We start from the raw sequence: 21,179 nt of genomic DNA, 5'->3' as shown, positions 1-21,179 counted from the left end.
GAAAGTAAGGGAATCGAGGATAGCTCATGCAAGATAGCCGCATTGGTATAGGCGTCGTTGGATACGGCTATTGGGGGCCGAATCTTGTACGCAACTTCGTCAGTAACCGATCCGCTCGCCTCGTCGGCGTCGCCGACTTTGATCCGGAGAAGCGCGCGGCGAGCGAGCGCCTCTATCCGGGGGTGGCCACCACTGGCTGCTACGAGGACCTGCTCAAGGATCCGAGCATCGATGCAATCGCCATCGCTACGCCAGTGCGAACACACTACGAATTGGCACTTTCGGCTCTCAGGGCCGGCAAGCATGTTCTGGTGGAGAAGCCGCTAGCGCCAAGCGCGGATTTGGTGCGCCGCCTGATCGATGAGGCTGATCGCCGCGGGCTGACGCTGATGGTCGACCACACCTTTCTCTATACGCCGGCGGTTCAGAAGATACGCGAGCTCGTGCAAAAGGACGAACTCGGCGATATCTATTATTACGACAGTACGCGCTCAAGCCTTGGCCTGTTTCAAAGCGATGTGAACGTCATTTGGGATCTGGCGGTCCATGATCTATCCATCATTCAATATATTCTGAATGAGGATCCTGTGGCTGTCTCGGCGACCGGGTCGTGCCATGTGACCGGCACACCGGAAAACATGGCCCATATCACGCTGTTTTTCGATAGCAAGTGTGTGGCTCATGTGAGCGTTAACTGGCTCTCCCCCATCAAGGTCCGTCAAACCTTCGTGGGCGGCAGCAAGAAGATGATTGTTTATGACGATCTTGAGCCGAGCGAGAAGGTCAAGGTCTATGACAAGGGCATTACGCTCAGCGGGCCGTCCGAAAATTCCCATCAATTTCGGATCGGATATCGTGCCGGTGACATGTGGGCGCCTCATATCTCCGCGAAGGAGGCACTGCAGACCGAGATCGAGCATTTTATCGACTGCGTGCGTAAAGGATCGCCGCCAATCTCCGGCGGCATGTCGGGCTTGCGTGTGGTCGAAATTCTCGAGGCGGCGTCACGGTCGATAGCCGATCAGGGCCGTCCCGTTCCGCTGACGGGAAGGAGAAGCCCCGTAAGGCCGATCAGAGCCATGGCCTGATACATGAGCGACCTCGATCAGCCCGATCCGTCGAGCAGCGTGGCGGGTTCGCAACGTTCCGTGCACCGTTCGATCTTCTTTTCTGCGATCGAACGATACGGCAATCTTGTGCTGTTCTTGGTCACTACTGTCGTGCTGGCACGTCTGTTGACGCCCGCTGAGTTCGGTATCTATGCGGTCGTCAATGCTGTGACGGCAGTCGTTGCCGCATCCTTCCAGGAGTTCGGAGGTGTCAATTACCTGATTCAGAAGCGCGAGTTGTCGCGTGCCAATGTGCAGACTGCTTTTACGGTCACGTTTGGCATTTCGGCACTTATCGGGCTGGCGCTGTTCGCACTTTCGGACGTTCTGGCGCAGCTGTTCGAGCAGGAAAGTTTGCGGAAAGGGATCGCTGTCTCGGCGCTGAGCTTCCTGCTTGTACCATTCTCTGGAACGATTACCGGTCTGTTTCGCCGTGATATGGAGTTTGGAAAGCTCGCCATTTGCAATCTTGCATCCGGCGTCGTGGGCGCCACGGTCTCCATCGTACTTGCAATGATGAGCTTCGGCTTTATGGCGCCGGTCTGGGGCGGCGTTGCGGGCAACGTGGTCTTGACTATCATGTTGCTGAGGCAGCATCGCGATTTCGGCGCGTTCATGCCTTCAGTTGCACAGTTCCGCGATGTCGTGGGCTTCGGCCTGTATTCCAGCGGCGTAAGCGTCATCAACGTGCTGTACAACCTGTCGCCGCAGCTCTTCTTGGCGAAGATTCTCGACTTTGCCTCCGTCGGTTTGTATAGCCGTGCCACGAACATAACTCAGGTTTTCGACAGGCTCGTTGTGCAGGTCTTGAATCCCATCATCATGCCCGCACTTGTCTCGAGGAGCAAAGATACATCGAGTTTGAGGAGCGCTTATCTTGAGGCGATTGAGCTGCTTTCGGTTGTACAATGGCCCTTTCTGCTCTTCGTCGCGATCATGGCACATCCGATCATTCTGATCCTGCTTGGTCAGAACTGGCTAGAAATCGTGCCTCTGGTTCGCTTTCTCTGCGTCGCGAATTTGGCTCTGTTCGCCGCCTGTTTGAGCTATCCTACACTGGTGGCTACCGGCAGCGTGCGCGACGCGCTAACTTCGTCGTTGATCTCCCTGCCGCCCTCGTTTCTCGTCATTCTGTGCGCGGCTTTCTTTGGGGCCCAGGCCGTGGCCGCATCAGCATTGTTGACCCTGCCGTTCCAGGCTGCGGTGGCTTTGTATTTCATCGGTCGACGGCTTACTTTTCAACCGAAACAGCTCTCTCGTGCTTTGCTGAAAAGCGCCGTTGTGACGGCTATCACCGCTTCAGGGGTGATGGTCTGCGCGGCGCTCATTGAAGCGAGGATCGTACCATCCTTCGTTGGCCTGGTCGCTGCGGGCGGTGTCGCCGCCCTCTGCTGGTGGCTCGGGCTGATGCTCACCGGACATCCGTTGCTGCATCACCTTCATCGAGCGGCAAGTGGTCTGATCGTGATTGCGCCGTGGCTTAGGCCGCGGCGTCTGTGAGACTGTTGCAATGTTGTTGAAGAGCTTGGAGATTGCAGATGCCCATAGCGAAGGACGTGCAGCTCGGTCGCGACGTCCGAATATTCCATCCCGATCTCGTCAATCTCTACGGCTGCTCGGTCGGAGACGACACAAGGATAGGAACTTTCGTCGAAATCCAGATTGGCGCGAAAATCGGCGCGCGCTGTAAGATATCTTCGCACAGTTTCATCTGTGAAGGCGTGACCATCGAGGACGAGGTTTTCATCGGGCATGGCGTGATGTTCACCAATGACAAATACCCGAGGGCAACCACTGCGGACGGCAAGCTGCAGGGGCCGGCCGACTGGAAGGTCGAGCGAACCCACATCGGCCGCGGGGCATCCATCGGCTCCAACGCTACCATTCTTTGCGGTGTCACGATCGGCGCCGGGGCTATCGTGGGTGCCGGCGCGGTGGTGACGAGGGACGTTGCACCGCAGGCGATTGTTGCCGGGGTGCCCGCGCAGGTTCGAGAATCGCGCCACGTCGCGGTGGAGACTGCTCACCATTAATCAAGGATTAAATTCAGCTCAAATTTAGTTGCATACTATTTTCATTGCGCTGCTTACGTGATTTAATTGTGTTGAAAATAATCGTTTAATGTATTTAATGGGTCCCGGGCGAGTGGCCCGGAGAGGACAAATCACTTGATACCTTTTCTGGATCTGAAGGCTCAATATCGCCAGATCAAGCCACAGGTTGATGCCGCGGTTGCGCGGGTCATCGACAGCGCCCAATTTGTTCTGGGACCGGAAGTAGCGGCCTTTGAGGATCGCTTTGCAGCGTATTGCAATGTTGATCACTGCCGAGCCGTCAATAGCGGCACGTCGGCGTTGCACCTTGCGCTGCTCGCGGCCAACGTCGGGCCGGGCGATGAGGTGATCACCGTATCGATGACGTTCGTCGCCACGACCGCAGCAATCCTGTACAGCGGTGCCACGCCGGTCTTCGTCGACGTCGATCCTGACTCCTGGACAATGAACCCGGCCTTGATAGAGGCCGCGATCACGCCGCGAACCAAGGCAATCCTGCCTGTGCATTTGCACGGGCTAATGGCGAACATGGATCCGATCATGGAGATCGCTCGCCGCCATGGACTCGTCGTCATCGAGGACGCGGCGCAGGCCCACGGTGCGGAGTACAAGGGCCGGCGCGCCGGATCCATCGGCGATCTCGGCTGCTTCAGCTTCTATCCGGGCAAGAATTTGGGCGCGTACGGCGAGGGCGGAGCGGTGGTTACCAACAGCCCGGACCTCGCACGACGAATTTCGCTGCTCCGGGATTGGGGCCAGGAATCCAAATACAATCATGTTGTCGCCGGCTACAATTTCCGCATGGACGGCATTCAGGGCGCCGTGCTTAACGTCAAGATGGACCACCTCGAATCCTGGACCGAGGGGCGCCGGACGGTGGCAACGCAATATGATTCCCTGCTGGAGAAGCTTCCTTTCGAACGCCCCCAAGCGCCGACCCACAGCCGGCATGTCTACCACGTGTATGCGGTGAGGCTTCCCCGGCGTGACGAGACGTTGAAGCTGCTGCAGGAAGGCGGAATTGGTGTGGGCATTCACTATCCGGTCCCAGTTCATTTGCAGAAAGCCTACGCGAGTCTTGACTATCGCGCAGGCGATTTTCCCGTCACTGAGCGGCTGGCGAACGAATTCCTTTCGCTACCGATCTATCCGGAGTTGCGGCCGGACCAGGTGGGAGAGGTCGTGGCTCAGCTGCAGAAGGCGGTACTCGTTGAGGCTGTCTAAGGCATCTCGGTCAAAGCACATGTCGTGCACGTCTGCTTGCTGAGGCCCAACAACAGGAGAGCATCTTGGCTGATCTGAAGGGTAGGCGCATTCTGGTTACGGGTGGGGCCGGCTTTATCGGTTCGCATATCATCGATCTGCTGTGCGACGAAGGCTGCGCCGAAATCGTTGCGCTCGATAATATGGTGAGAGGGCGACCGGAAAATCTTCGGCGCGCCATCTCGCGCGGTCCCGTGCGCCTGGTCCATGGCGATATACGCGACGGCAAACTCATGGCGGCACTGGTGCAGGCGGCCGACGTCGTCTTTCATCAAGCAGCGCTTCGTATTACCCACTGTGCGGCCGAGCCGCGGCTGGCCATGGAAGTCATGGTCGACTCGACGTTCGATCTGCTAGAACTATGCGTCAAGTACAACATCGAGAAGGTCATCGCCGCATCCTCGGCATCGGTGTACGGCATGGCCGAGGAGTTTCCTACGACCGAACGGCAGAATCCTTACGACAATCGCACCCTCTACGGCGCCGCCAAGGCCTTCAACGAAGGGCTGCTTCGTTCCTACAACGACATGCACGGGCTCGATTACGTCGCCTTCCGGTATTTCAACGTCTACGGCGACCGGATGGACATCCACGGGCGCTACACCGAGGTGCTGATCCGCTGGATGGAGCGGCTGGAAGCCGGCCTGCCGCCCGTCATTTTTGGCGACGGTCAGCAGACGATGGACTTCGTACATGTTCGTGATATCGCGCGTGCCAATATTCTCGCAGCCAGGGCGAAGGTGACGGACGAAGTGTTCAACGTGGGTACCGGCACGGAGACGAGCCTTGTGCAGCTTGCAACGGCGCTCGCATCGGCAATGGGCCGCCATGGCATGCTCCCGGAGTTTGCGCCGGAGCGCTCGGTCAATCCGGTGCCGCGTCGGCTGGCGTCGACCGGGAAGGCAGAGCGTCTGCTGGGATTCCGCGCCACCACGACGCTTGAGCAGGGATTGGCAGATCTCGTGAAATGGTGGCGCGCCGAACGCGAGCTCACGGCTGGCCGTCTGCGACAGGCGGCTGCGTCGTGATTTCGATCGCAATGTCGCTCCTTGCAGATCAAGAGGCCGAGGCGGCACGCGCGGGGCCGTGCCATCTGGCTATATCTCGCGGGGTCCGCAAATGGCAGCCTTTGAGTACGGGTTAGCCGCTCTAATCGGCATGGCAGATGCCTGCGCCGCACCCCCCGCAAGGGAAACACCTGTGAGGCTGAAGCACCGCGACAAGACTGACAAGGCCTACGGCAGCCTCAAAGAGGTGTGCACATCTGATCCATTCCGACCCAGCTCGCCATGATTTCGATCGTCGTCCCAGCCCACAACGAGAGTTCTGTGATTGCACGGGCGTTGAGCCAATGGGTCGGCAACCCTGCTTCGGACGACATCCGCGTGGTCGTCGTTTGTAACGGGTGTACAGACGAAACCGCAAACGTCGCCCGGCGTTTCGGTCCAACCGTCCATGTTGTCGAAACGGACACCGCAGGGAAGACCAACGCTCTGAACCTTGGCGATCAAATCGCAGACGTGTTTCCGCGGATGTATGTTGACGCCGACGTTGTTATTGCCGTTGATGCCATTCTGTCTTTGGCAAGTCGCCTCGAGCAAGGCGACGTCTTGGCGGTGGCTCCTATGGCCGATATCAATCTGGAGGGCTGTTCCTGGTTCGTCCGCAAGTATTTCGGCATTCGGTCACGCCTGCCGTCTTCGCGCGAGGGAATCGGCGGTTCCGGCGTCTACGCCTTGTCCGAGGCGGGGCGGAGGCGGTTCGGCCAATTTCCGGACGTCATTGCTGATGACACCTATGTCCGGCTTCAGTTCAGACGAGAGGAGCGGGAGACACTGCCCTGCGTGAGGTCTAGGGTATTCGCCCCACGCACTCTGTCGCAGCTGATTGCGGTCAGAACTCGTGCCTATAGGGGAACACTAGAGCTCACCCAGCGCTTTCCCGAGCTGCGGGCAAACAACGGAGAGGCAAATAATCGGGCGCTCATCGCACTGTTCAAAGAACCTCACTTATGGCCCGGCTTATTGATTTATTGTGGTGTCAATATTGTTGCTCGGTGGAGGGCAGCCACAGATTCCCTTGGGGAAGCTCGCCTCTGGCAACGCGACGAGACTTCTCGCGCGGCACTATCGGATTCGATCAAATGAGGGTCGTAATTTGCTTAGAGCCCCTTTAGGAAACAGGATCGGACATCACGGCATAAAAATAACTTGATTTTAATAGCCCATCAGCTAATTAAACGTGGACTATTGAAATTAAATGCAGCGCAAGTTATTTCCCCGAACGGGATCAACTCAACAAGCTGGACCAACTCCAGGTCTTACGAGACCGAGCGGCCCAGCGCGCAAGCAGGAGGCGCTCGCTTCGTGATCCCGATTGCCATTCCGCTTCTTGAGAGGGAGGAGGCCGACGCGGCTCGCGAGGCCGTGTTATCTGGCTGGGTCTCGCAGGGGCCGCAGGTTGCTGCATTCGAGCGAGAATTCGCTACTTTGGTTGGTGCGCCTCATGCATGCGCGGTTTCGAATTGCACGACCGCATTGCACGTCGCCTTGATAGCGGCAAACATCGGGCCGGGTGACGAGGTGATCACCGTCAGTCACTCCTTCATCGCGACGGCCAACTGCATCCGATACTGCGGGGCAATCCCGGTCTTCGTCGATATCGATCCGGCGACATACAACATCGACCCCGCATTAGCGGCCGATGCGATTACGCCGCGTACGCGTGCCATCGTTCTAGTTCATCAAATGGGCATGCCCTGCGATCTTGGTTCGCTCGTGTCGTTGGCGAAGCGGCATGGCTTGATACTGATTGAAGACGCCGCCTGTGCTGCGGGTAGCGAGATCAGGTTCAATGGTCACTGGGAGCGGATCGGAAAGCCTCACGGAGATATCGCCTGCTTCTCCTTCCATCCACGCAAGGTGATTACGACCGGAGAGGGTGGCATGCTGACCACTTCCAATCCGGAGTTTGACCGCAAGTTTCGGCTGCTCCGGCAGCACGGGATGAGTGTACCGGATACCGTCCGGCACGGATCATCGCAGGTGATTTTTGAAGACTATCTGATGGTCGGCTTCAATTACCGGATGACCGACATTCAGGCCGCGGTTGGACGCAAGCAACTCGAGCGGCTGCCAGAACTCCTCTCGCGGCGGCGTACGCTCGCGTCTCGATATGCCCAACTGCTCGGCAATCTCAGGAACCTCAGGTTGCCAAACGAGCCGGATTGGGCGCGATCGAACTGGCAAAGCTACTGCGTGGGATTACCGGAGCGGGTAGATCAGAGAGCTGTCATGCAGAGTCTGCTCGATCAAGGTATCGCGACACGGCGAGGGATTATGTGCGCACACCGCGAGCTAGTCTACTCGAACGGCGGGCCGCACCAAGATCTTCGTCAATCGGAACATGCGCAGGATCATTCGATATTGCTGCCGATCTATGCGCAAATGGACGAACATGATCAGTCGCGTGTGGCTGACGCGTTGAGGGCACACCTGTAAGTCCGACAATTGTGGCGATGCGAGAACTCGCGAGATATGTACGATATGTTGCCAAGGCCCAATCTGCTGTTTTTTCAGTTCCATGTAAGCGCGTCACCAATCCCCCAACGACTCGGGCTTGACGTCTTTCGGAATGGACAGGGATGAGGTCTTCGATCTGGATTTGCGCGTAGCCGTTGATGACGGCCGTGAGGGTTTCGGCGAAGTTGGCAACGGGTTTGACGTCGTTGAGCCTGGAAGTGGCGACGATAGATGAGAGCTGCGCCCGATGGCATGCAACGCGTGCTTGCCGAGTACATCGCTTGCCTAGACTACGGATGCTGTCTGAACAATGCGAACTGATTTCCATGCTTATCCCCCGCCGGCGGAGATACTGAAGGTGATGCATGAGTCAGCCTCAGCGACGGGAGAATAGTAGATGAAACGACTTAGACACCGCAGCTTGGAGTGGCAGGCCCTATGAAAATCGTTGTCTTTGCTCTTCATATGGAAGTGGGCGGAAGTCAAACAAATGCGATTGAACTAGCCGCGGCGCTCCGTGATCTCCATGGGCACGATGTCGTGCTCTTTGCAGCGCCTGGGCCCATGGTCGAGCTCGCAAAGGCTAAAGGTCTTCGCTTCATACCGGCACCGCACAATAAGAACTTCCTTCCCACACTTCATATGATGCGAACACTGCGCGACGTAGTACGGCGCGAGCGTCCAGATCTGGTTCATGTTTGGGATTGGTGGCAGTGCATTGATGCTTTTTACACGTTGCACCTGGAACGAGTTCCGATGCTCGTATCATATACGCTTTCGGACGTATTACACAGGCTTCTGCCCAAGACCCCGCTCACCATGTTTGGGACGCCAGAGCTCGTGGACCGGGCAAAAGCGGCGGGCCGGCGACGGGCGGAACTCCTCGTCCCCCCCGTGGATGTAGATTTGAACAAGCCGGGCGTTGTGGATCCAAGACCATTTCGGGATCGCTACAACATTGAGACAAATGACTTGGTGCTGGTGACTGTCTCGCGGCTCGTAACACAGTTGAAAGGGGAAAGTCTGCGCCGAACCATTGATGCTGTCCGTGTATTGGGTCGTGATCTTCCTCTGCGGCTCATAATCGTCGGTGACGGTGAGGCGAGAGAGGAACTGGAACGACTTGCCGCCGAAACCAACGCGGAAATAGGCCGACACGCGGTGATCTTTACTGGCGAGCTTCTCGATCCTCGTGCAGCATATGCTGCGGCCGACATCGTTGTGGGGATGGGCGGATCAGCATTGCGTGGAATGGCATTCGGTAAGCCGGTTATCATTGTGGGGGAGCAGAACTTTTCTTCACCGCTCACGCCCGAGACTGCGAATTCATTCTACTACTATGGTATTTACGGGATCGGCGACGGTAGCCAGAGCAATACGCGCCTGATAAATCATATCCGTGCTTTGGCGGAGAGCAGAGACAGGCTACCGGCATTAGGCGTGTTCTCGCGTCAGTTTGTCGTAGAACACTTCGCCATAGAGAAAATCTGTGCACAGCTTGAGAAGTATTGCCAAGACGCAGTTGCCCAGCGGCAACGCGTTTTGGCCGTTGTTGCGGACGGATTGAGAACCGCGGCCTTACTCCATTTTGGAAAGTACGCGCCGAACGGAATCCGTCATCTGGTCAAACGCCATGAAGCAAAAACAGCGGCTTCGCTTCTCGCGCAGACGCGGCCGGTTCAAGAGGGAGTTGGGAGATCACCGAAAGGATGATCCACGCCGTTCCAGGTAAGGATCGTATCCATCCGTAGGGGTCCCGGGGGATGGACATAAGTCGAGTCGCTTCACGGAAGAACAGATCGTCGGGATATTGCGGGAGAGCAGGAAGGCGGGGCGAAGATGGCCGACGTGTGTCGCAAACACGGGATCAGCAGCGCGGCTTTGCACAAATGGAATGCCAAGTATGGCGGGCCGGAAAGTGTCCGATGCCAGGCGAGCTGATCTCGTGAATATGAACAGCGCGTTAAGTGGAGTTTCTGCCTGACGGTGGTCTGAACCCTCGATGACTGTGTCCTTGCTCCAGGCGAGCATGGCGTTGCAGGTGAACCGTGCCATGATCGGATACACGCTCATTTCCTGACTCGCCGCGTCGTTCGACCATCGTCGTCAGAGACTCCACCTATCGATGCGGAGATTCTGTTCAGACAACCGATACCAGCTCAGCCGGCAGTGCCGGCGAACTCGCGTAAAATCGTGGGGCCCTGTGGAGCCGCTACTGTGGTCTGGACGTGTTTTCGAACCGCACCAGCCTGTAGATTATCCTGCCTGAAGTAGTTCACGGTCGGCTTGAGGCCATCGGCCAATTTTATCTGAGGCTCCCATCCGAGCTTTGCTTTTGCCAATGAAATATCTGGTTGGCGCTGTCTAGGGTCGTCCTGAGGCAATGCCATATTGACCAGTTTTGACGAAGATTCAGTCTCTTTCAGAATGAGTTCGGCAAGCTCCCGCATGGTGAATTCGACTGGATTGCCTAGGTTAACCGGCCCGGTGAAAGAAGGCGGAGTTTCCATCAAACGCACGAGGCCGTCGATAAGGTCGCTGACAAAACAGAATGAGCGGGTTTGGTTGCCATCGCCGAACAGAGTGATCGGCTCGCCAGCCAACGCCTGAATGATGAAATTTGAGACTACGCGGCCGTCGGCGCGGTGCATGCGAGGTCCGTAGGTGTTGAAGATGCGTGCTACCTTGATTTCAACGCCGGCCTGGCGATGGTAGTCAAAGAACAGGGTTTCGGCGCACCGTTTGCCTTCATCGTAACAGGAACGGGGTCCAATTGGATTGACATGACCCCAGTAGTGCTCGGTCTGCGGATGAACCGCGGGGTCACCGTAGACTTCGCTCGTAGATGCCTGCAGTATGCGGCATTTCAAGCGTTTGGCGAGGCCGAGCATGTTGATTGCGCCATGCACCGACGTTTTGGTCGTCTGCACCGGATCGTGCTGATACTGAATGGGGGAAGCGGGACAGGCAAGGTTATAAATTTCATCCACTTCAACGTAAAGCGGAAAGGTCACGTCGTGGCGTAGAAATTCGAAGCGAGGATTCGTAAGAAGGTGCTCGATGTTGCGCTTCGTGCCCGTGAATAGGTTATCAGCGCAAAGGACTTCATGTCCGTCTGACAACAGCCGGTCGATCAGATGCGAACCGAGAAAGCCCGCCCCTCCTGTCACTAGAACGCGTTTTCGGCTAGCATAGGTTCGTGCCATTTTGGTCTCCTATCGCCCGCATGCAAGAACCCCCGGCCCTGCAAGGGGTGAAAGCAAATTTGCGATTGAAATTAAGCTTAAAGCGCCTTTATTTAAATAATAACCAACCTTAATTTATCTTGCAAACGGCATTAAAGGCAAATGAATTAATAGCAGCCGAAGAATCTGGAGCACGTAATGGAGAGCGCCCAGTTCTATGAAATCCGGAAAGTTTGCCCCAGCCGTGCGTTGGCCGACTGGGCGGTGGAGCGGCGGCAGCTGGCGCGGAGCCCCTGGATAGCGCCAAATCCCCGGTCAGGGTGGCAGGTGAAGGCGAACTCGGATGGCGCGTTCCATCGGTCGGCGCTTCTTTCCACCTTGCCGCAATTAAAAATGCCAATTTAATCAAACTGGCCATCGGATTTAAGATTTAAGTGGATAACAATTGAAATTTAATATCTATTTATTATGTTTGAAGGGCGATGAGCTTTCCGGCTTGGTCGAGGACTTCGATGAAGGGTCGTCTTGCGTGAAAATGCCGTTTGCGACGACGCTGAGTTCGTATTGTGGACGCAGATGGAAGTGGTAAGCAGGCGGATTTTCATGTGCTTGCGAACGGCATCTCTGACGGAATCCGAAAAAGGACAATCACCTCGCTATCCGGAGGTTCGGTTTCAATCCGGATCTGGATGTTCGAAGGCTGCTGGCACGTCCTCAAACGCGTTGCCACCTCGAGAAATCCCGTGCGGCAAGGGGATGCCACCTCCTCTTCTCGTTGATTACGTTTCGTGCAATGACATCGGCGAACAATCTCCGGCAGTGTCGATTGTTGGATCGAGTAGACCTAATCTCCCTTCACATGATGAAGGTTAGCGGGCATGCAAACCCCTCTCGTAAGTATCGTTATCAACAACTACAACTATGCTGGTTTCTTGAAGGAAGCCATCGACAGCGCGCTGAATCAAACCTATCCGCGTACAGAAGTCATAGTGGTAGATGACGGCTCTAAGGATGAGTCGCGGCAGATCATTACTGACTACGGCGACAGAATCATCGCGGTCCTTAAGGAAAATGGCGGCCAAGCATCGGCGCTGAACGCCGGCGTATTGGCGTGCCGTGGCGATGTTTTATGCTTTCTAGATTCTGATGATTACTTTTATCCGAACAAGGTTGCGCAAGTGATTGAATTTTTTTGTGCGCATGGGGTTAGTTCAAACCCGATACTTCTGCATCATAGCGTGGCAGTGAAAAATCTGGCAGGCGATGATGTTGATGCATCTTTTCTAGCGCGTCGATTGCACCAATCTCCAATGAATCTTTACGACTCCGCCAAGCGTTATCATTTTCTTGAGTACCTCGCTGGGCCAACGACCGGGATCTCAATCAACCGAATGCTAGCCGATAGGCTTTTCCCGATCCCAGAAAAGGGCGTGCGTGTTTCGGCCGATGACTTCATCGTATACGGTTCTTTTCTTATCGGGGACGCGTACTCTATGGATAAACATCTGAGCACGTACCGGCTTCACGGTAGCAACAATTGGTATCACTCCGATAGGGCAAAAACGCCAGAATTCCGTCACGTTTTAGACAAGTATTTGAATACTAAGCTCATCGAAAATGGCAAGCAGCCGGTGATCTCGTTCTATGACTCGATGTTTGCTTGGTCCGAATTTGTAGCCAAGCGGCAATGGACTAAATTAGCGGCACACATGCTCAAGCTTTCTTGGAAGCAGCGCGACCTTCACACCGCGAGCCATATCTGGCAAACGGCGATTATGATTCTTCGCGTATGCAAAAGATCGCTGATCCAAAGCATGCGTGCTGCAGGAGGAGATAGAAGTCCGAGTAAGTCTTGAGCGAGGTCTTCAGAGGTCTATAGCCGAATTCTAGCATGAATCGGGTCACTCATACGCGTTGCAATTATCTATTGCGGGCGCCGTAGCGCTTTGATCGCTTCGCTGCGATCGTGACCAAATCGACCGCACGAGTCGGCACACTTCTTTACGAAGTCGAGCGCATCATTGCTGAAGCGTGATGACCTGCACCGCGGCTTAATCCGGTTTGAAGTTCGCTCTGGCCCAAAACAAGGACCAGAGCATGAAGCATAAGCGCTGCTCAGCGGCTACCTTCCGGATGACGGCGTGATCTGCGGTTCGTTATAAACCGGTAGGCTTAGAATGTAACGGTCGTTCCGCTCCCACCTTCTCGCGGCACATGGGATAGGCGAGCTTCACGATCTCTATGAAGGGATCGGCTTGTGTCTATGCTTGTTGACCGTAACCAGCATGAGGCCCCGCTTATGAGTTGCAGCTCTGGATGATAAGTAAGCATCCGGTGAAGACCGCGTAGCGATCACTTCAGGCTGCCCGATCGACGTGCCTGTCTCGGTCGCGCCAATTCCACGGAAGCAGTTCGTCGAGCCTTTGCATGGGATGCGCAGCGATACTCGCCAGAACGTCGGGTGAGCCAGGCTTGCGGATCAACGTCATTCATTTTGGCGGTGACGATCAGGCTGTACATCACCGCGGCACCGTCCGCACCGGATCGGAGCCACAGAACAGCCACGACTTTCGACCCAGAGCGATCCCGCGAAGGGCTCCTTCGGCGGCGTTATTCGACAAGCAGATACGTCCGTCGTCGAGGAAGCGGGTGAACACCTTCCAGCGCTTGAGCATATAGTCCATCGTCTTGGCGACGTCGTTTCCGCGCGGGAGCTTGGCACGTTGCTCACGCATCAAGGCTTCCAGATTAGCGACCAGCGGCGAGCTCAGCTCCTGACGGACGGCCTGGCGCCGTTCGGGCGGCTCGCCGTTGATGCCTCGCTCGATCTCGAACAAGGCGTCGATCCGGCGGACTGCTTCCAGCGCCAGAGGCGAGACCACCGCTGGCTTTTTGCCCTGCACCTTGCGGCGCGCATTCTCCGCCAGATGACGAAGAACGGCCGTCTGGCATGGACCCAGCACGCGGCTTCCAAGATCGGACCTGCTGTTCGAGAAGTTCGGCCAGCATCAGCCGCTGAACCGGCAGGCCGAACGCTATGACCGGCCCAACCGCGGGCGATGACGTGGAATGGCGCCGGGCCTGGATGATCTTCTCGCAATCACGGCAGCTGAACTTCTCCCGGACCTGCTGGATCACCTTCCAGGATTTCGGGATCACCGTACGCATCCGGTGGCGGCCACCTTGCCGAATGAGGAGCGGTGTCGAGAACTGTCCTTATGGACAGTGATAGGCGCAGTGCGCAAGTCGAACGGCTTGAAGTGGTGGATACCGGCCGGCGCCGCCGCTGGTCCGAGGGCGAGAAGCTCAAGATAGTCCTGGAGAGCTTACAGGCGCCGCGCCAGGTTGCGGCGACGGCGCGGCGATGCTGAAGGCCGCGGTCGCGGCGCTGTCCGATATGTCGAACAATGCCGCCGAGCGCGAGCTACGGGCTGTCGCCGTCGGCAGAAGAAACTGGACCTTCGCCGGCTCCGATGAGGGCGGCCGACGTGCGGCGGCGATCTACAACCTCATCGCCACCGCAAAGCTCAACGACATCGATCCACAGGCTTGGCTCGCCGACGTGCTGGCTCGCCTGCCGGATCATCCCGCCAGGCGCATCCACGAACTCCTGCCTTGGAACTGGCGCCCTCAGAGCGTCGCTCACGCCGCCTGTGCGCAATCGGCTATCCGCCCAAAGCGACCTGACCAGGGGCCGTCGCCGGATGCGTACGGATCACCTCCAGCGTCTCAATAATGTCCTCGCCGAGCTTGGACAACCGCGCACCGCCGCAACAGGCGCACGACGTCGGCCCATTGCATCTCACGGAATTTTTGCGCAACCGCGTTCGGGGAGTGGAGAGACCAGGCGGTTTTCCGTCGACACCGGACCGTCGTATCGGATGGGCGCCGCGCTAACCTATGACGGATGCTGTTCCCTTCAAGCGCCGCGCTCAAGTTCCATCGAGCGTTGGTGCATGCTCTGCTCCTCGTTGCCCGGGGCTCGCCTTGCGAGCGTACATCCGCACCATATCCCCGGCATTAAGGTAAATGTAGTACTTTTCCAGACCGAGCGACGCCGCGAGAGCCGCAAGCCGATCCTGGATTTTTCTGTTTTTCGCCATGACGCCAATGTTGAACAACAGCCGACCCAGCGACATCGTCCGTCCTACCAGCTGGGTTTTAACGATTTCGAATCCGTGCTGCTGCAACAAGGCGGAAAGAGTCTTTTGAGTGTAAAAGAAAATGTGTCCGTCGCAGCTGACACTGCGTTCTCGCCGCCCAAGGATCTTGAAGGTCCAGGAATCGTAAGTCGGCGTCTCGACCACAAAAATTCCGCCGGGCTTGAGAATGCGATGTACTTGAACGACCGCGCGCGCTGGGTCATCCAAATGTTCGATCACATGCAGCATGATCGCCGCGTCGATGGACTCGGGTTTAAGCGAAGCGGTGTCCAACGTGCCGTGATGGACATCAAGTCCGAAGACACGTCGGGCGTAGCCCACAGCACAGCCGTCGGGCTCGATCCCTGAAACCGTCCACCCGCGCGAACGCAAGTAATCCAACAGCACCCCCGAATAGGCCCCGATTTCGCAGAGCGCGCCTTTTCGAGGTAGAATCTCCTCCAGGCGGCGTGCCATAACTCGATAGTCCGGCATCTTATCCGCTGTATGTTTGACCTGACGGCTCTGATCCGTCAGGGTCGCTGGCGCGTCGTTCAGATATTGCGACAAATTGTTTCTGTTCATGGGGAACGCGTACATCAACCCACAATCTCCACATCGGACGATTTGATTGACCTGCGCGCTTCCGGCCTCAAAAACGACGCCGTATTCCAGCGATCCGCAATTATTGCACTTAGCCACCGGTACAGCGTTGATGGCCCGTCTCTCTTTGGTTAACATGGCAAGGGACCTCCAAAGAAAATGTTAGATGCCCGACGACGCTTTTGAGCAAGGCGCCGTTCCGAGCGGCACGCGCAGGTCACGACATCGCAGTCAAATGCCCCCGGTAATCGAATCACACTTGGTTTCTGCCGCTCGTGCGGCTCTATCGCGCAATACCGCAGTTTCGGCGAGGTTCGCTCGCATCCCGGCAAAAACAGCGATAAGGATCCAACAGATGCCCCAAAAGTGAACCATGAACCCCAGAAAAACGATGATTGTTATGACAATTCCGAGCGCCACTGATAGCCGTCCCTCTTCGGGAGTAAGGTGAGGCGATTTGTCGATCGAGCCAAGCCCGCATGCGCTCGCAATTGTCAAGAGGATCAACGCGCTTCCGGGAATTCCATACGACATTGCGGTGGCAAGCCAAAAGGCATCCACGCTCGAACTCACAAGCCCGCCATGCGCCTGCCAGTTCCACTCGCCTTGCAAACCAATTCCGACGATCGGCGAACCGAGTACCACAGGGCCCGCCGTGTTCCAGATCGCTTGACGGGCCCAGGCCGCTTCCGGACTTACTCCGCTAAGCCGCACAAGTGTTGCGACAGGGCTGCCAGAGAAAGTAAAAACAGCAAGGAGAAGGGCGGTCACAGACAATCCGACCAGCTTCCAGCGAGCTGCAAAGCGAGGGCTTGCACCATAGAAAGTCGCCAGCGCAAATCCGATCAGGTACCCCAGCAATGGGCTCCGCGCCTGAGAAAACCACACACCGATGAGCGCAATGCTTGCAATACCCCAGCCGAATACCTGGGACCTAAACGCAGTGAAGGCCATGGTCCCAAACCAGGCACAAACAGCGCCGAACAATATCGAATGCTCCAGCGGCCCCATGGCGCGAACGACCCCGTCCCGATAGACCGTCTCCGACATCAGCGCCAATGCACCTTCATAACTGGGTTTTACATAACCGGTAATACCTTTGACGAACTCATAGGTGAATAGCTTATTATTCAGAGGGTCGAGAAGCGCGATACCGACAATCAGAATCATCAGCTTGCAGGCGAAGCGTGCGAGTCGCACCGAACTATCGACCGGACCGAGAAGATACCGGAAAGTCAAGTATGCACCAGTGAATTCAATTGTCGCCATGCCAGCTTGTTTAAGACCGTCAAAACCATCCGTGACGGTGGCAACCAACACCATCCAAACGCCCGCAAGCGGAGCCAAGATATCCGATGGGACGCAGACTGTAGCCCGCGCGCTTGCGCGCCGAGACAGCTGCGATATCGCGGCGATGGACGAAAGAAGAATCATAACTCGGGCAACCGAGAGCCGAAATTCACCGAGGAAGAAAGACAGGCCTTCGGGCAAAAAAATCGCGACCAATAATAGTTTCAGATATAGTTCGGTCCCGGAGAGCGAGCCGCCTGCCGCATGCCCGACTAAACTATGCTGCCGATCCTGCAGATAGGCACGTTGAAAACGCGAATCCAATTCTAGGCTTTTGCGGCTCAACGCGAATACCTCTAATGTCTGAGACGTTCCGCAAACAAGCGGCGCTCAAAATTGAGGCGCCGCAGAAAGCGACCATTCCGTCCCAAGAAGCGCTTCATTTAGCCGTCTCCAAAGGACTCGGCAGGAAGGCACGACGTAGGCGGCGCACTATGCTGGGTGAAATCAACGCGTAAACCAGCGCCTTGTAATAGTACGGATCCGCGGGGTGCAAACATGCACATTGCCAACCCGTCCTCAAGGCCGACAAGCGACGGTTTGACCGACGCCAATCCAACACGCTCCTTATGAAATGGGCGGCGATGTTGTTGTCCAGTAAACTGTTATGAGACAGCCTGTAGCCCCAGCTGGTATCCTCGCATTCCTGCTCAAACCGCAAACCGCGCCGCTCGCACGCTCGCCTGAAAGCCTCAAGCTCAAACTGCTTGCGCCGCATTGGCGCACGTCGGCTAAGTGAATTGGGAAGAATGCGGTACGCGTAAAGGCACTCACCCAATACGATCATCGGATGCACTTCCCCAACTCTCCATATGTAATCGCAGGTCTCAGCAACCTTCAATGACGGCTCGAACCGCATATGGCCAACCAATGACATTCGAAACATTCCTGTGGGATCAAGGGCAGGCATTCGAAAGGCTCTAATCTCGGACTGGCAATCGTCCTCGCTTTTCGGCGCAAACACGGGGGCCATGAACCTCCCGTTAATGATGAGCTCGTTACCGCAGAATACCGCAGCCAAATGCGGATTGTTGAGCAGCGCACGAACCTGTCTTTCAATTCGCGTTGGATAGCTGATGTCATCCGCGTCTTGAATTGCGAAAAACTCGCCGCGGATCCGATCGAGCGCTCGATTGACAGCAACAGGCTTGCCTGAGTTCGCTTGATGGATTACGCGAACACGCTTATCTACCAGCAAATCTTGAACTGAGCTGAAACAGCCGTCCGTACTGCCATCGTCGATAATGAGAATGTCCAAATTTTTGTATGTCTGATCTATTATGCTCAACAGCGAAGGCCGAAGATATCTGCCTGCATTGTAGACGCACATCACGACAGTGACCAAGGGGCCTTCAGCCACCCCGTCAGCCTTGGGCGGATGTGCTTGGGGCATCATGACGGGCTCCTGGTCAGTCGAGTCCGGTGTTTCGTCTTCAACATGCTAGCGCCTCCTGCAGGATTCTCCCCCGGTTGGTTCGGCAGACCTTTGCACGATGCCTCGGCACGTAAGCCAAGAATCGTCCCAGTATCATCCCAGATCCGGATTGAAGCCGAACCTCCGGATAGCGAAGTGATTGTCCTCTTTCGGATTCCGTCAGACATGCCGTCTGCAAGCACATGAAATTCCGCCTGCTTACCGCTTCCATCTGTGTCCACAATAGAACTCAGCGTCGCCGCAAACGGCATTTTGATACCGCCCATCACCGCAAGACGACCCTTCATTGAAGTCCTGACCAAGCCGTAAAGCTCCTCGCCGCTGCGAACATAAATAAATAGACTTTTAATTTCAATTGTTATCTACTTAAATCCAGCTCGGACGAGTTTGGTTAAATTGGCATTTCATGTAATTTAATTTCGGAAAAGTGAAAGAGGCGCCGACCGATAGAACACGCCGTCCGAGTTCGCCTTCACCTGCCATCTGGACCGGGATTTGGCGCTGTCTGGGGGAGGGGCTCCGCCTCAGCTGCCATCGCTCCACCGCCCAATCGGCCGATGCAACAGCCGGGGCAAACTCCGGATTTCATAGAACCGGGAGGCGAGGTCGTCATCCGCCTGACGGGAACCTGACTTTCGAGGTCGCCGGCGAGGATGGGCTTTCCGTCCTGGAGAGGCGGAACAGCATGCGAACGGCTAACGATGGCGGCGCAGGATAGCCGCGCTAGAAAGATTTTGCGAGATCAAACCTGAGCGCTGCTCCTTGGAAATTCAGTCGAATAACCGAAAGTGAACATCATTTAATTTGGACAGCGGGATCTTTATTCAATATATTTATTATAAGTGCACAAACCTCGGCCAGAGCATCAGCACGCGTTGAACACCACGTGCTGGTGCAGGCCGGGCCGGCGAGATCAACAGGTGGGGCGCACCTTATGCTTCAGATGAATATGCTGCAAAGTCAGAGGACTCGTGATCCGATCAACGGGGCTGGGCAGAGCGACCAAGCCGAAGGCGGCAGTATCGACGGACCCATCAATTTCACCGCTCCTATCACAGCGACAACGCCCTACGGCATCTCCGATGCTGGCTGCTGAGCCCGATTCAATCCCCTGCTGTGGCTAGGAACTCGAGATGATTTGTAAAGCTTGCTTATCAGACGGCGAACATCGCCGCCACGTGTTTATTGAGATGATGTTTGGCACAAGAGAGCGGTTTGAATACCAAGAATGTATTGATTGTGGGACGATCCAGCGTCTGTCGGATGTAGCCGATGAGAGTCGTCTTTACCCCGTTGGGTATTACTCGTTCGCCAAGCCTCTGCGAAATTCGCGAGTTGCTGCAATCAGGGACGCGCATGCACTCGGCACCAAAAGCATATTGGGAGCCGTGGCGTCCTTTGTGAGGTACGACCCGATCGTGGCGGTCATCGGATATTTTGGAATTGATCCTAGCTTTCGGGTGCTGGACGTAGGCTGCGGGTCTGGGAAGCTTCTTCATAGAATGTCTGCGGCGGGGTTCAAGAACCTTACCGGAGTAGACCCCTACATTTCCGAGTCAACATCAGGTGCCGTGACGATCCACAAATCGGATCTTCAGAGCATGTCCGGCGAGTTTGATTTCATCATGTTCAATCACTCGTTGGAACACGTCTCTGACCCGGACCAAAGTCTTGGCAACGCGAAAAGGCTGCTTGCGCCTGGCGGTCGCATTCTGGTCCGCATCCCAACTTCGTCCTCGCATGCGTGGGTGGAGTACGGCCCGAATTGGGTGCAACTGGATGCGCCGCGCCACATTGTGATTCCCTCTCGCAAGGGAATGAGCGCATTGGCGGAGCGCTGCGACTTGTCTGTCAGGCATTCAATTGATGATTCTACTGCGTTTCAGTTCTGGGGAAGCGAAATGTACAGGAAGTCTAAGCCGCTCACATCATCCGGGCCACACAATGTGTTTAGCCGCCACGAGTTGAGAAGCTTTGCCAAACGGGCAGAACGGTTAAATACCCAACAACAGGGAGATCAGGTAGCTTTCCTGTTGACCGCTGCTTAGGGCTGGATAGCCCCGAGTCGGCGGGACGGCCCACGCACGTCCTCGGATCGAGCTCACAGTGCGCCGAAACCCTATTCTTTGATTGCCATCGCCAGGCCGGCGTTGAGATCAAAAGTGGCACGTATCTTCAACACCTACGGACCTCGCACGCACCGCGCCGACGGGCGCGTAGTCTCAAATTTCCATTCAGGCGTTGGCTGGCGAGCCGATCACTCTGTTCGGCGATGGCAACCGTTTTGTCAGCGACCTTATGGACGGCCTCGTGCGTTTGATGGGAACTACGCCTTCTTTCACCGGGCCGGTCAATCTAGGCAGTCCAGTCGAATTTCACCATGCGGGAGCTTGCCGAACTCATTCTGAAGGCGACTGAATCTTCGTCAAAATTGGTCAATATGGCATTGCCTCAGGACGACCCTAGACAGCGCCAACCAGATATTTCATTGGCGAAAGTTCGGCAAACTGCCGCTGT

Annotated in this window: 14 protein-coding genes and 5 pseudogenes; 13 read left to right on the top strand and 6 right to left on the bottom strand. The window is 56.2% G+C overall.

Translation table 11 applies throughout. The features are described from left to right. The first annotated feature begins 26 nt into the window (after positions 1-26). The 9 genes and pseudogenes from KJQ96_RS14385 to KJQ96_RS14345 form a co-directional block, all read left to right on the top strand. Positions 27-1,088: a Gfo/Idh/MocA family protein gene (locus KJQ96_RS14385; protein ID WP_213287237.1), complete on the top strand. Its 1,062-nt coding sequence runs from the start codon at positions 27-29 to the stop codon at positions 1,086-1,088. Between the two features lie 3 nt (positions 1,089-1,091). Then, entirely contained in the window at positions 1,092-2,609 is a 1,518-nt protein-coding gene (locus KJQ96_RS14380) for an oligosaccharide flippase family protein (RefSeq protein WP_213287236.1), read from the top strand. Between the two features lie 38 nt (positions 2,610-2,647). Then, the gene (locus KJQ96_RS14375; RefSeq protein ID WP_213287235.1) at positions 2,648-3,142 is read left to right on the top strand and encodes an acyltransferase; all 495 of its coding nucleotides are present in this window, start codon (positions 2,648-2,650) and stop codon (positions 3,140-3,142) included. A gap of 135 nt (positions 3,143-3,277) precedes the next feature. Then, positions 3,278-4,387 carry a DegT/DnrJ/EryC1/StrS aminotransferase family protein gene (locus tag KJQ96_RS14370; RefSeq protein ID WP_213287234.1) on the top strand — a complete coding sequence of 370 codons (1,110 nt, stop codon included), beginning with the start codon at positions 3,278-3,280 and terminating at the stop codon, positions 4,385-4,387. Between the two features lie 74 nt (positions 4,388-4,461). Further along, positions 4,462-5,454: an NAD-dependent epimerase/dehydratase family protein gene (locus KJQ96_RS14365; protein ID WP_213287365.1), complete on the top strand. Its 993-nt coding sequence runs from the start codon at positions 4,462-4,464 to the stop codon at positions 5,452-5,454. A gap of 261 nt (positions 5,455-5,715) precedes the next feature. Continuing rightward, positions 5,716-6,573: a glycosyltransferase family 2 protein gene (locus KJQ96_RS14360; RefSeq protein ID WP_213287233.1), complete on the top strand. Its 858-nt coding sequence runs from the start codon at positions 5,716-5,718 to the stop codon at positions 6,571-6,573. A 219-nt stretch (positions 6,574-6,792) separates the two neighbouring features. Beyond that, the gene (locus KJQ96_RS14355) at positions 6,793-7,926 is read left to right on the top strand and encodes a DegT/DnrJ/EryC1/StrS aminotransferase family protein (RefSeq protein ID WP_213287232.1); all 1,134 of its coding nucleotides are present in this window, start codon (positions 6,793-6,795) and stop codon (positions 7,924-7,926) included. 459 nt (positions 7,927-8,385) lie between these two features. After that, entirely contained in the window at positions 8,386-9,660 is a 1,275-nt protein-coding gene (locus tag KJQ96_RS14350) for a glycosyltransferase family 4 protein (protein WP_213287231.1), read from the top strand. 85 nt (positions 9,661-9,745) lie between these two features. After that, positions 9,746-9,864 (top strand): annotated as a pseudogene (locus KJQ96_RS14345) (transposase); the annotation flags it as partial. 242 nt (positions 9,865-10,106) lie between these two features. On the opposite strand, the gene KJQ96_RS14340 reads toward KJQ96_RS14345, so the two are convergent. Next, the gene (locus KJQ96_RS14340; protein WP_213287230.1) at positions 10,107-11,153 is read right to left on the bottom strand and encodes a UDP-glucuronic acid decarboxylase family protein; all 1,047 of its coding nucleotides are present in this window, start codon (positions 11,151-11,153) and stop codon (positions 10,107-10,109) included. A gap of 857 nt (positions 11,154-12,010) precedes the next feature. On the opposite strand from KJQ96_RS14340, the gene KJQ96_RS14335 reads away from it, so the two are divergent. Beyond that, positions 12,011-12,988 (top strand): glycosyltransferase family 2 protein, encoded by a 978-nt coding sequence (locus KJQ96_RS14335; protein WP_213287229.1) that lies wholly within the window; start codon positions 12,011-12,013, stop codon positions 12,986-12,988. Positions 12,989-13,489: 501 nt separating this feature from the next. On the opposite strand, the pseudogene KJQ96_RS14330 reads toward KJQ96_RS14335, so the two are convergent. Next, positions 13,490-14,291 (bottom strand): annotated as a pseudogene (locus KJQ96_RS14330) (IS66 family transposase); the annotation flags it as partial. Between the two features lie 238 nt (positions 14,292-14,529). Here KJQ96_RS14330 and KJQ96_RS14320 point away from each other — a divergent pair. After that, positions 14,530-14,868 (top strand): annotated as a pseudogene (locus KJQ96_RS14320) (transposase domain-containing protein); the annotation flags it as partial. On the opposite strand, the pseudogene KJQ96_RS42010 reads toward KJQ96_RS14320, so the two are convergent. From KJQ96_RS42010 to KJQ96_RS14300, 4 genes and pseudogenes are all read right to left on the bottom strand, one after another. After that, positions 14,846-14,923: pseudogene (locus KJQ96_RS42010) on the bottom strand (IS66 family transposase zinc-finger binding domain-containing protein); the annotation flags it as partial. The pseudogenes KJQ96_RS14320 and KJQ96_RS42010 overlap by 23 nt on opposite strands. Before the next feature lie 141 nt (positions 14,924-15,064). After that, the gene (locus tag KJQ96_RS14310) at positions 15,065-16,015 is read right to left on the bottom strand and encodes a class I SAM-dependent methyltransferase (protein ID WP_213287228.1); all 951 of its coding nucleotides are present in this window, start codon (positions 16,013-16,015) and stop codon (positions 15,065-15,067) included. Positions 16,016-16,108: 93 nt separating this feature from the next. Next, entirely contained in the window at positions 16,109-17,512 is a 1,404-nt protein-coding gene (locus tag KJQ96_RS14305) for an O-antigen ligase (RefSeq protein ID WP_213287227.1), read from the bottom strand. Between the two features lie 94 nt (positions 17,513-17,606). Further along, positions 17,607-18,623, bottom strand: coding sequence for a glycosyltransferase family A protein (locus KJQ96_RS14300; protein ID WP_213287226.1), 1,017 nt, complete (start codon positions 18,621-18,623; stop codon positions 17,607-17,609). A 1,172-nt stretch (positions 18,624-19,795) separates the two neighbouring features. Between KJQ96_RS14300 and KJQ96_RS14295 the strand changes: the two genes are divergently transcribed. Both KJQ96_RS14295 and KJQ96_RS40205 read left to right on the top strand, forming a co-directional pair. Further along, entirely contained in the window at positions 19,796-20,710 is a 915-nt protein-coding gene (locus KJQ96_RS14295; protein ID WP_213287225.1) for a class I SAM-dependent methyltransferase, read from the top strand. Between the two features lie 29 nt (positions 20,711-20,739). Further along, positions 20,740-21,159: pseudogene (locus KJQ96_RS40205) on the top strand (NAD-dependent epimerase/dehydratase family protein); the annotation flags it as partial. Positions 21,160-21,179: the final 20 nt, after the last annotated feature.

The organism is Bradyrhizobium sp. sGM-13 (assembly GCF_018398875.1).
In the GTDB taxonomy this organism is placed as follows: Bacteria; Pseudomonadota; Alphaproteobacteria; order Rhizobiales; family Xanthobacteraceae; genus Bradyrhizobium.
This window is presented reverse-complemented; position numbering and strand designations above follow the sequence as displayed.

Coding starts and splice junctions, on each gene's coding strand:
- KJQ96_RS14385 (WP_213287237.1), top strand. CDS start 27: ATGCAAGATAGCCGCATTGGTATAGGCGTCGTTGGATACGGCTATTGG.
- KJQ96_RS14380 (WP_213287236.1), top strand. CDS start 1,092: ATGAGCGACCTCGATCAGCCCGATCCGTCGAGCAGCGTGGCGGGTTCG.
- KJQ96_RS14375 (WP_213287235.1), top strand. CDS start 2,648: ATGCCCATAGCGAAGGACGTGCAGCTCGGTCGCGACGTCCGAATATTC.
- KJQ96_RS14360 (WP_213287233.1), top strand. CDS start 5,716: ATGATTTCGATCGTCGTCCCAGCCCACAACGAGAGTTCTGTGATTGCA.
- KJQ96_RS14350 (WP_213287231.1), top strand. CDS start 8,386: ATGAAAATCGTTGTCTTTGCTCTTCATATGGAAGTGGGCGGAAGTCAA.
- KJQ96_RS14340 (WP_213287230.1), bottom strand. CDS start 11,153: ATGGCACGAACCTATGCTAGCCGAAAACGCGTTCTAGTGACAGGAGGG.
- KJQ96_RS14335 (WP_213287229.1), top strand. CDS start 12,011: ATGCAAACCCCTCTCGTAAGTATCGTTATCAACAACTACAACTATGCT.
- KJQ96_RS14310 (WP_213287228.1), bottom strand. CDS start 16,015: ATGTTAACCAAAGAGAGACGGGCCATCAACGCTGTACCGGTGGCTAAG.
- KJQ96_RS14300 (WP_213287226.1), bottom strand. CDS start 18,623: ATGATGCCCCAAGCACATCCGCCCAAGGCTGACGGGGTGGCTGAAGGC.
- KJQ96_RS14295 (WP_213287225.1), top strand. CDS start 19,796: ATGATTTGTAAAGCTTGCTTATCAGACGGCGAACATCGCCGCCACGTG.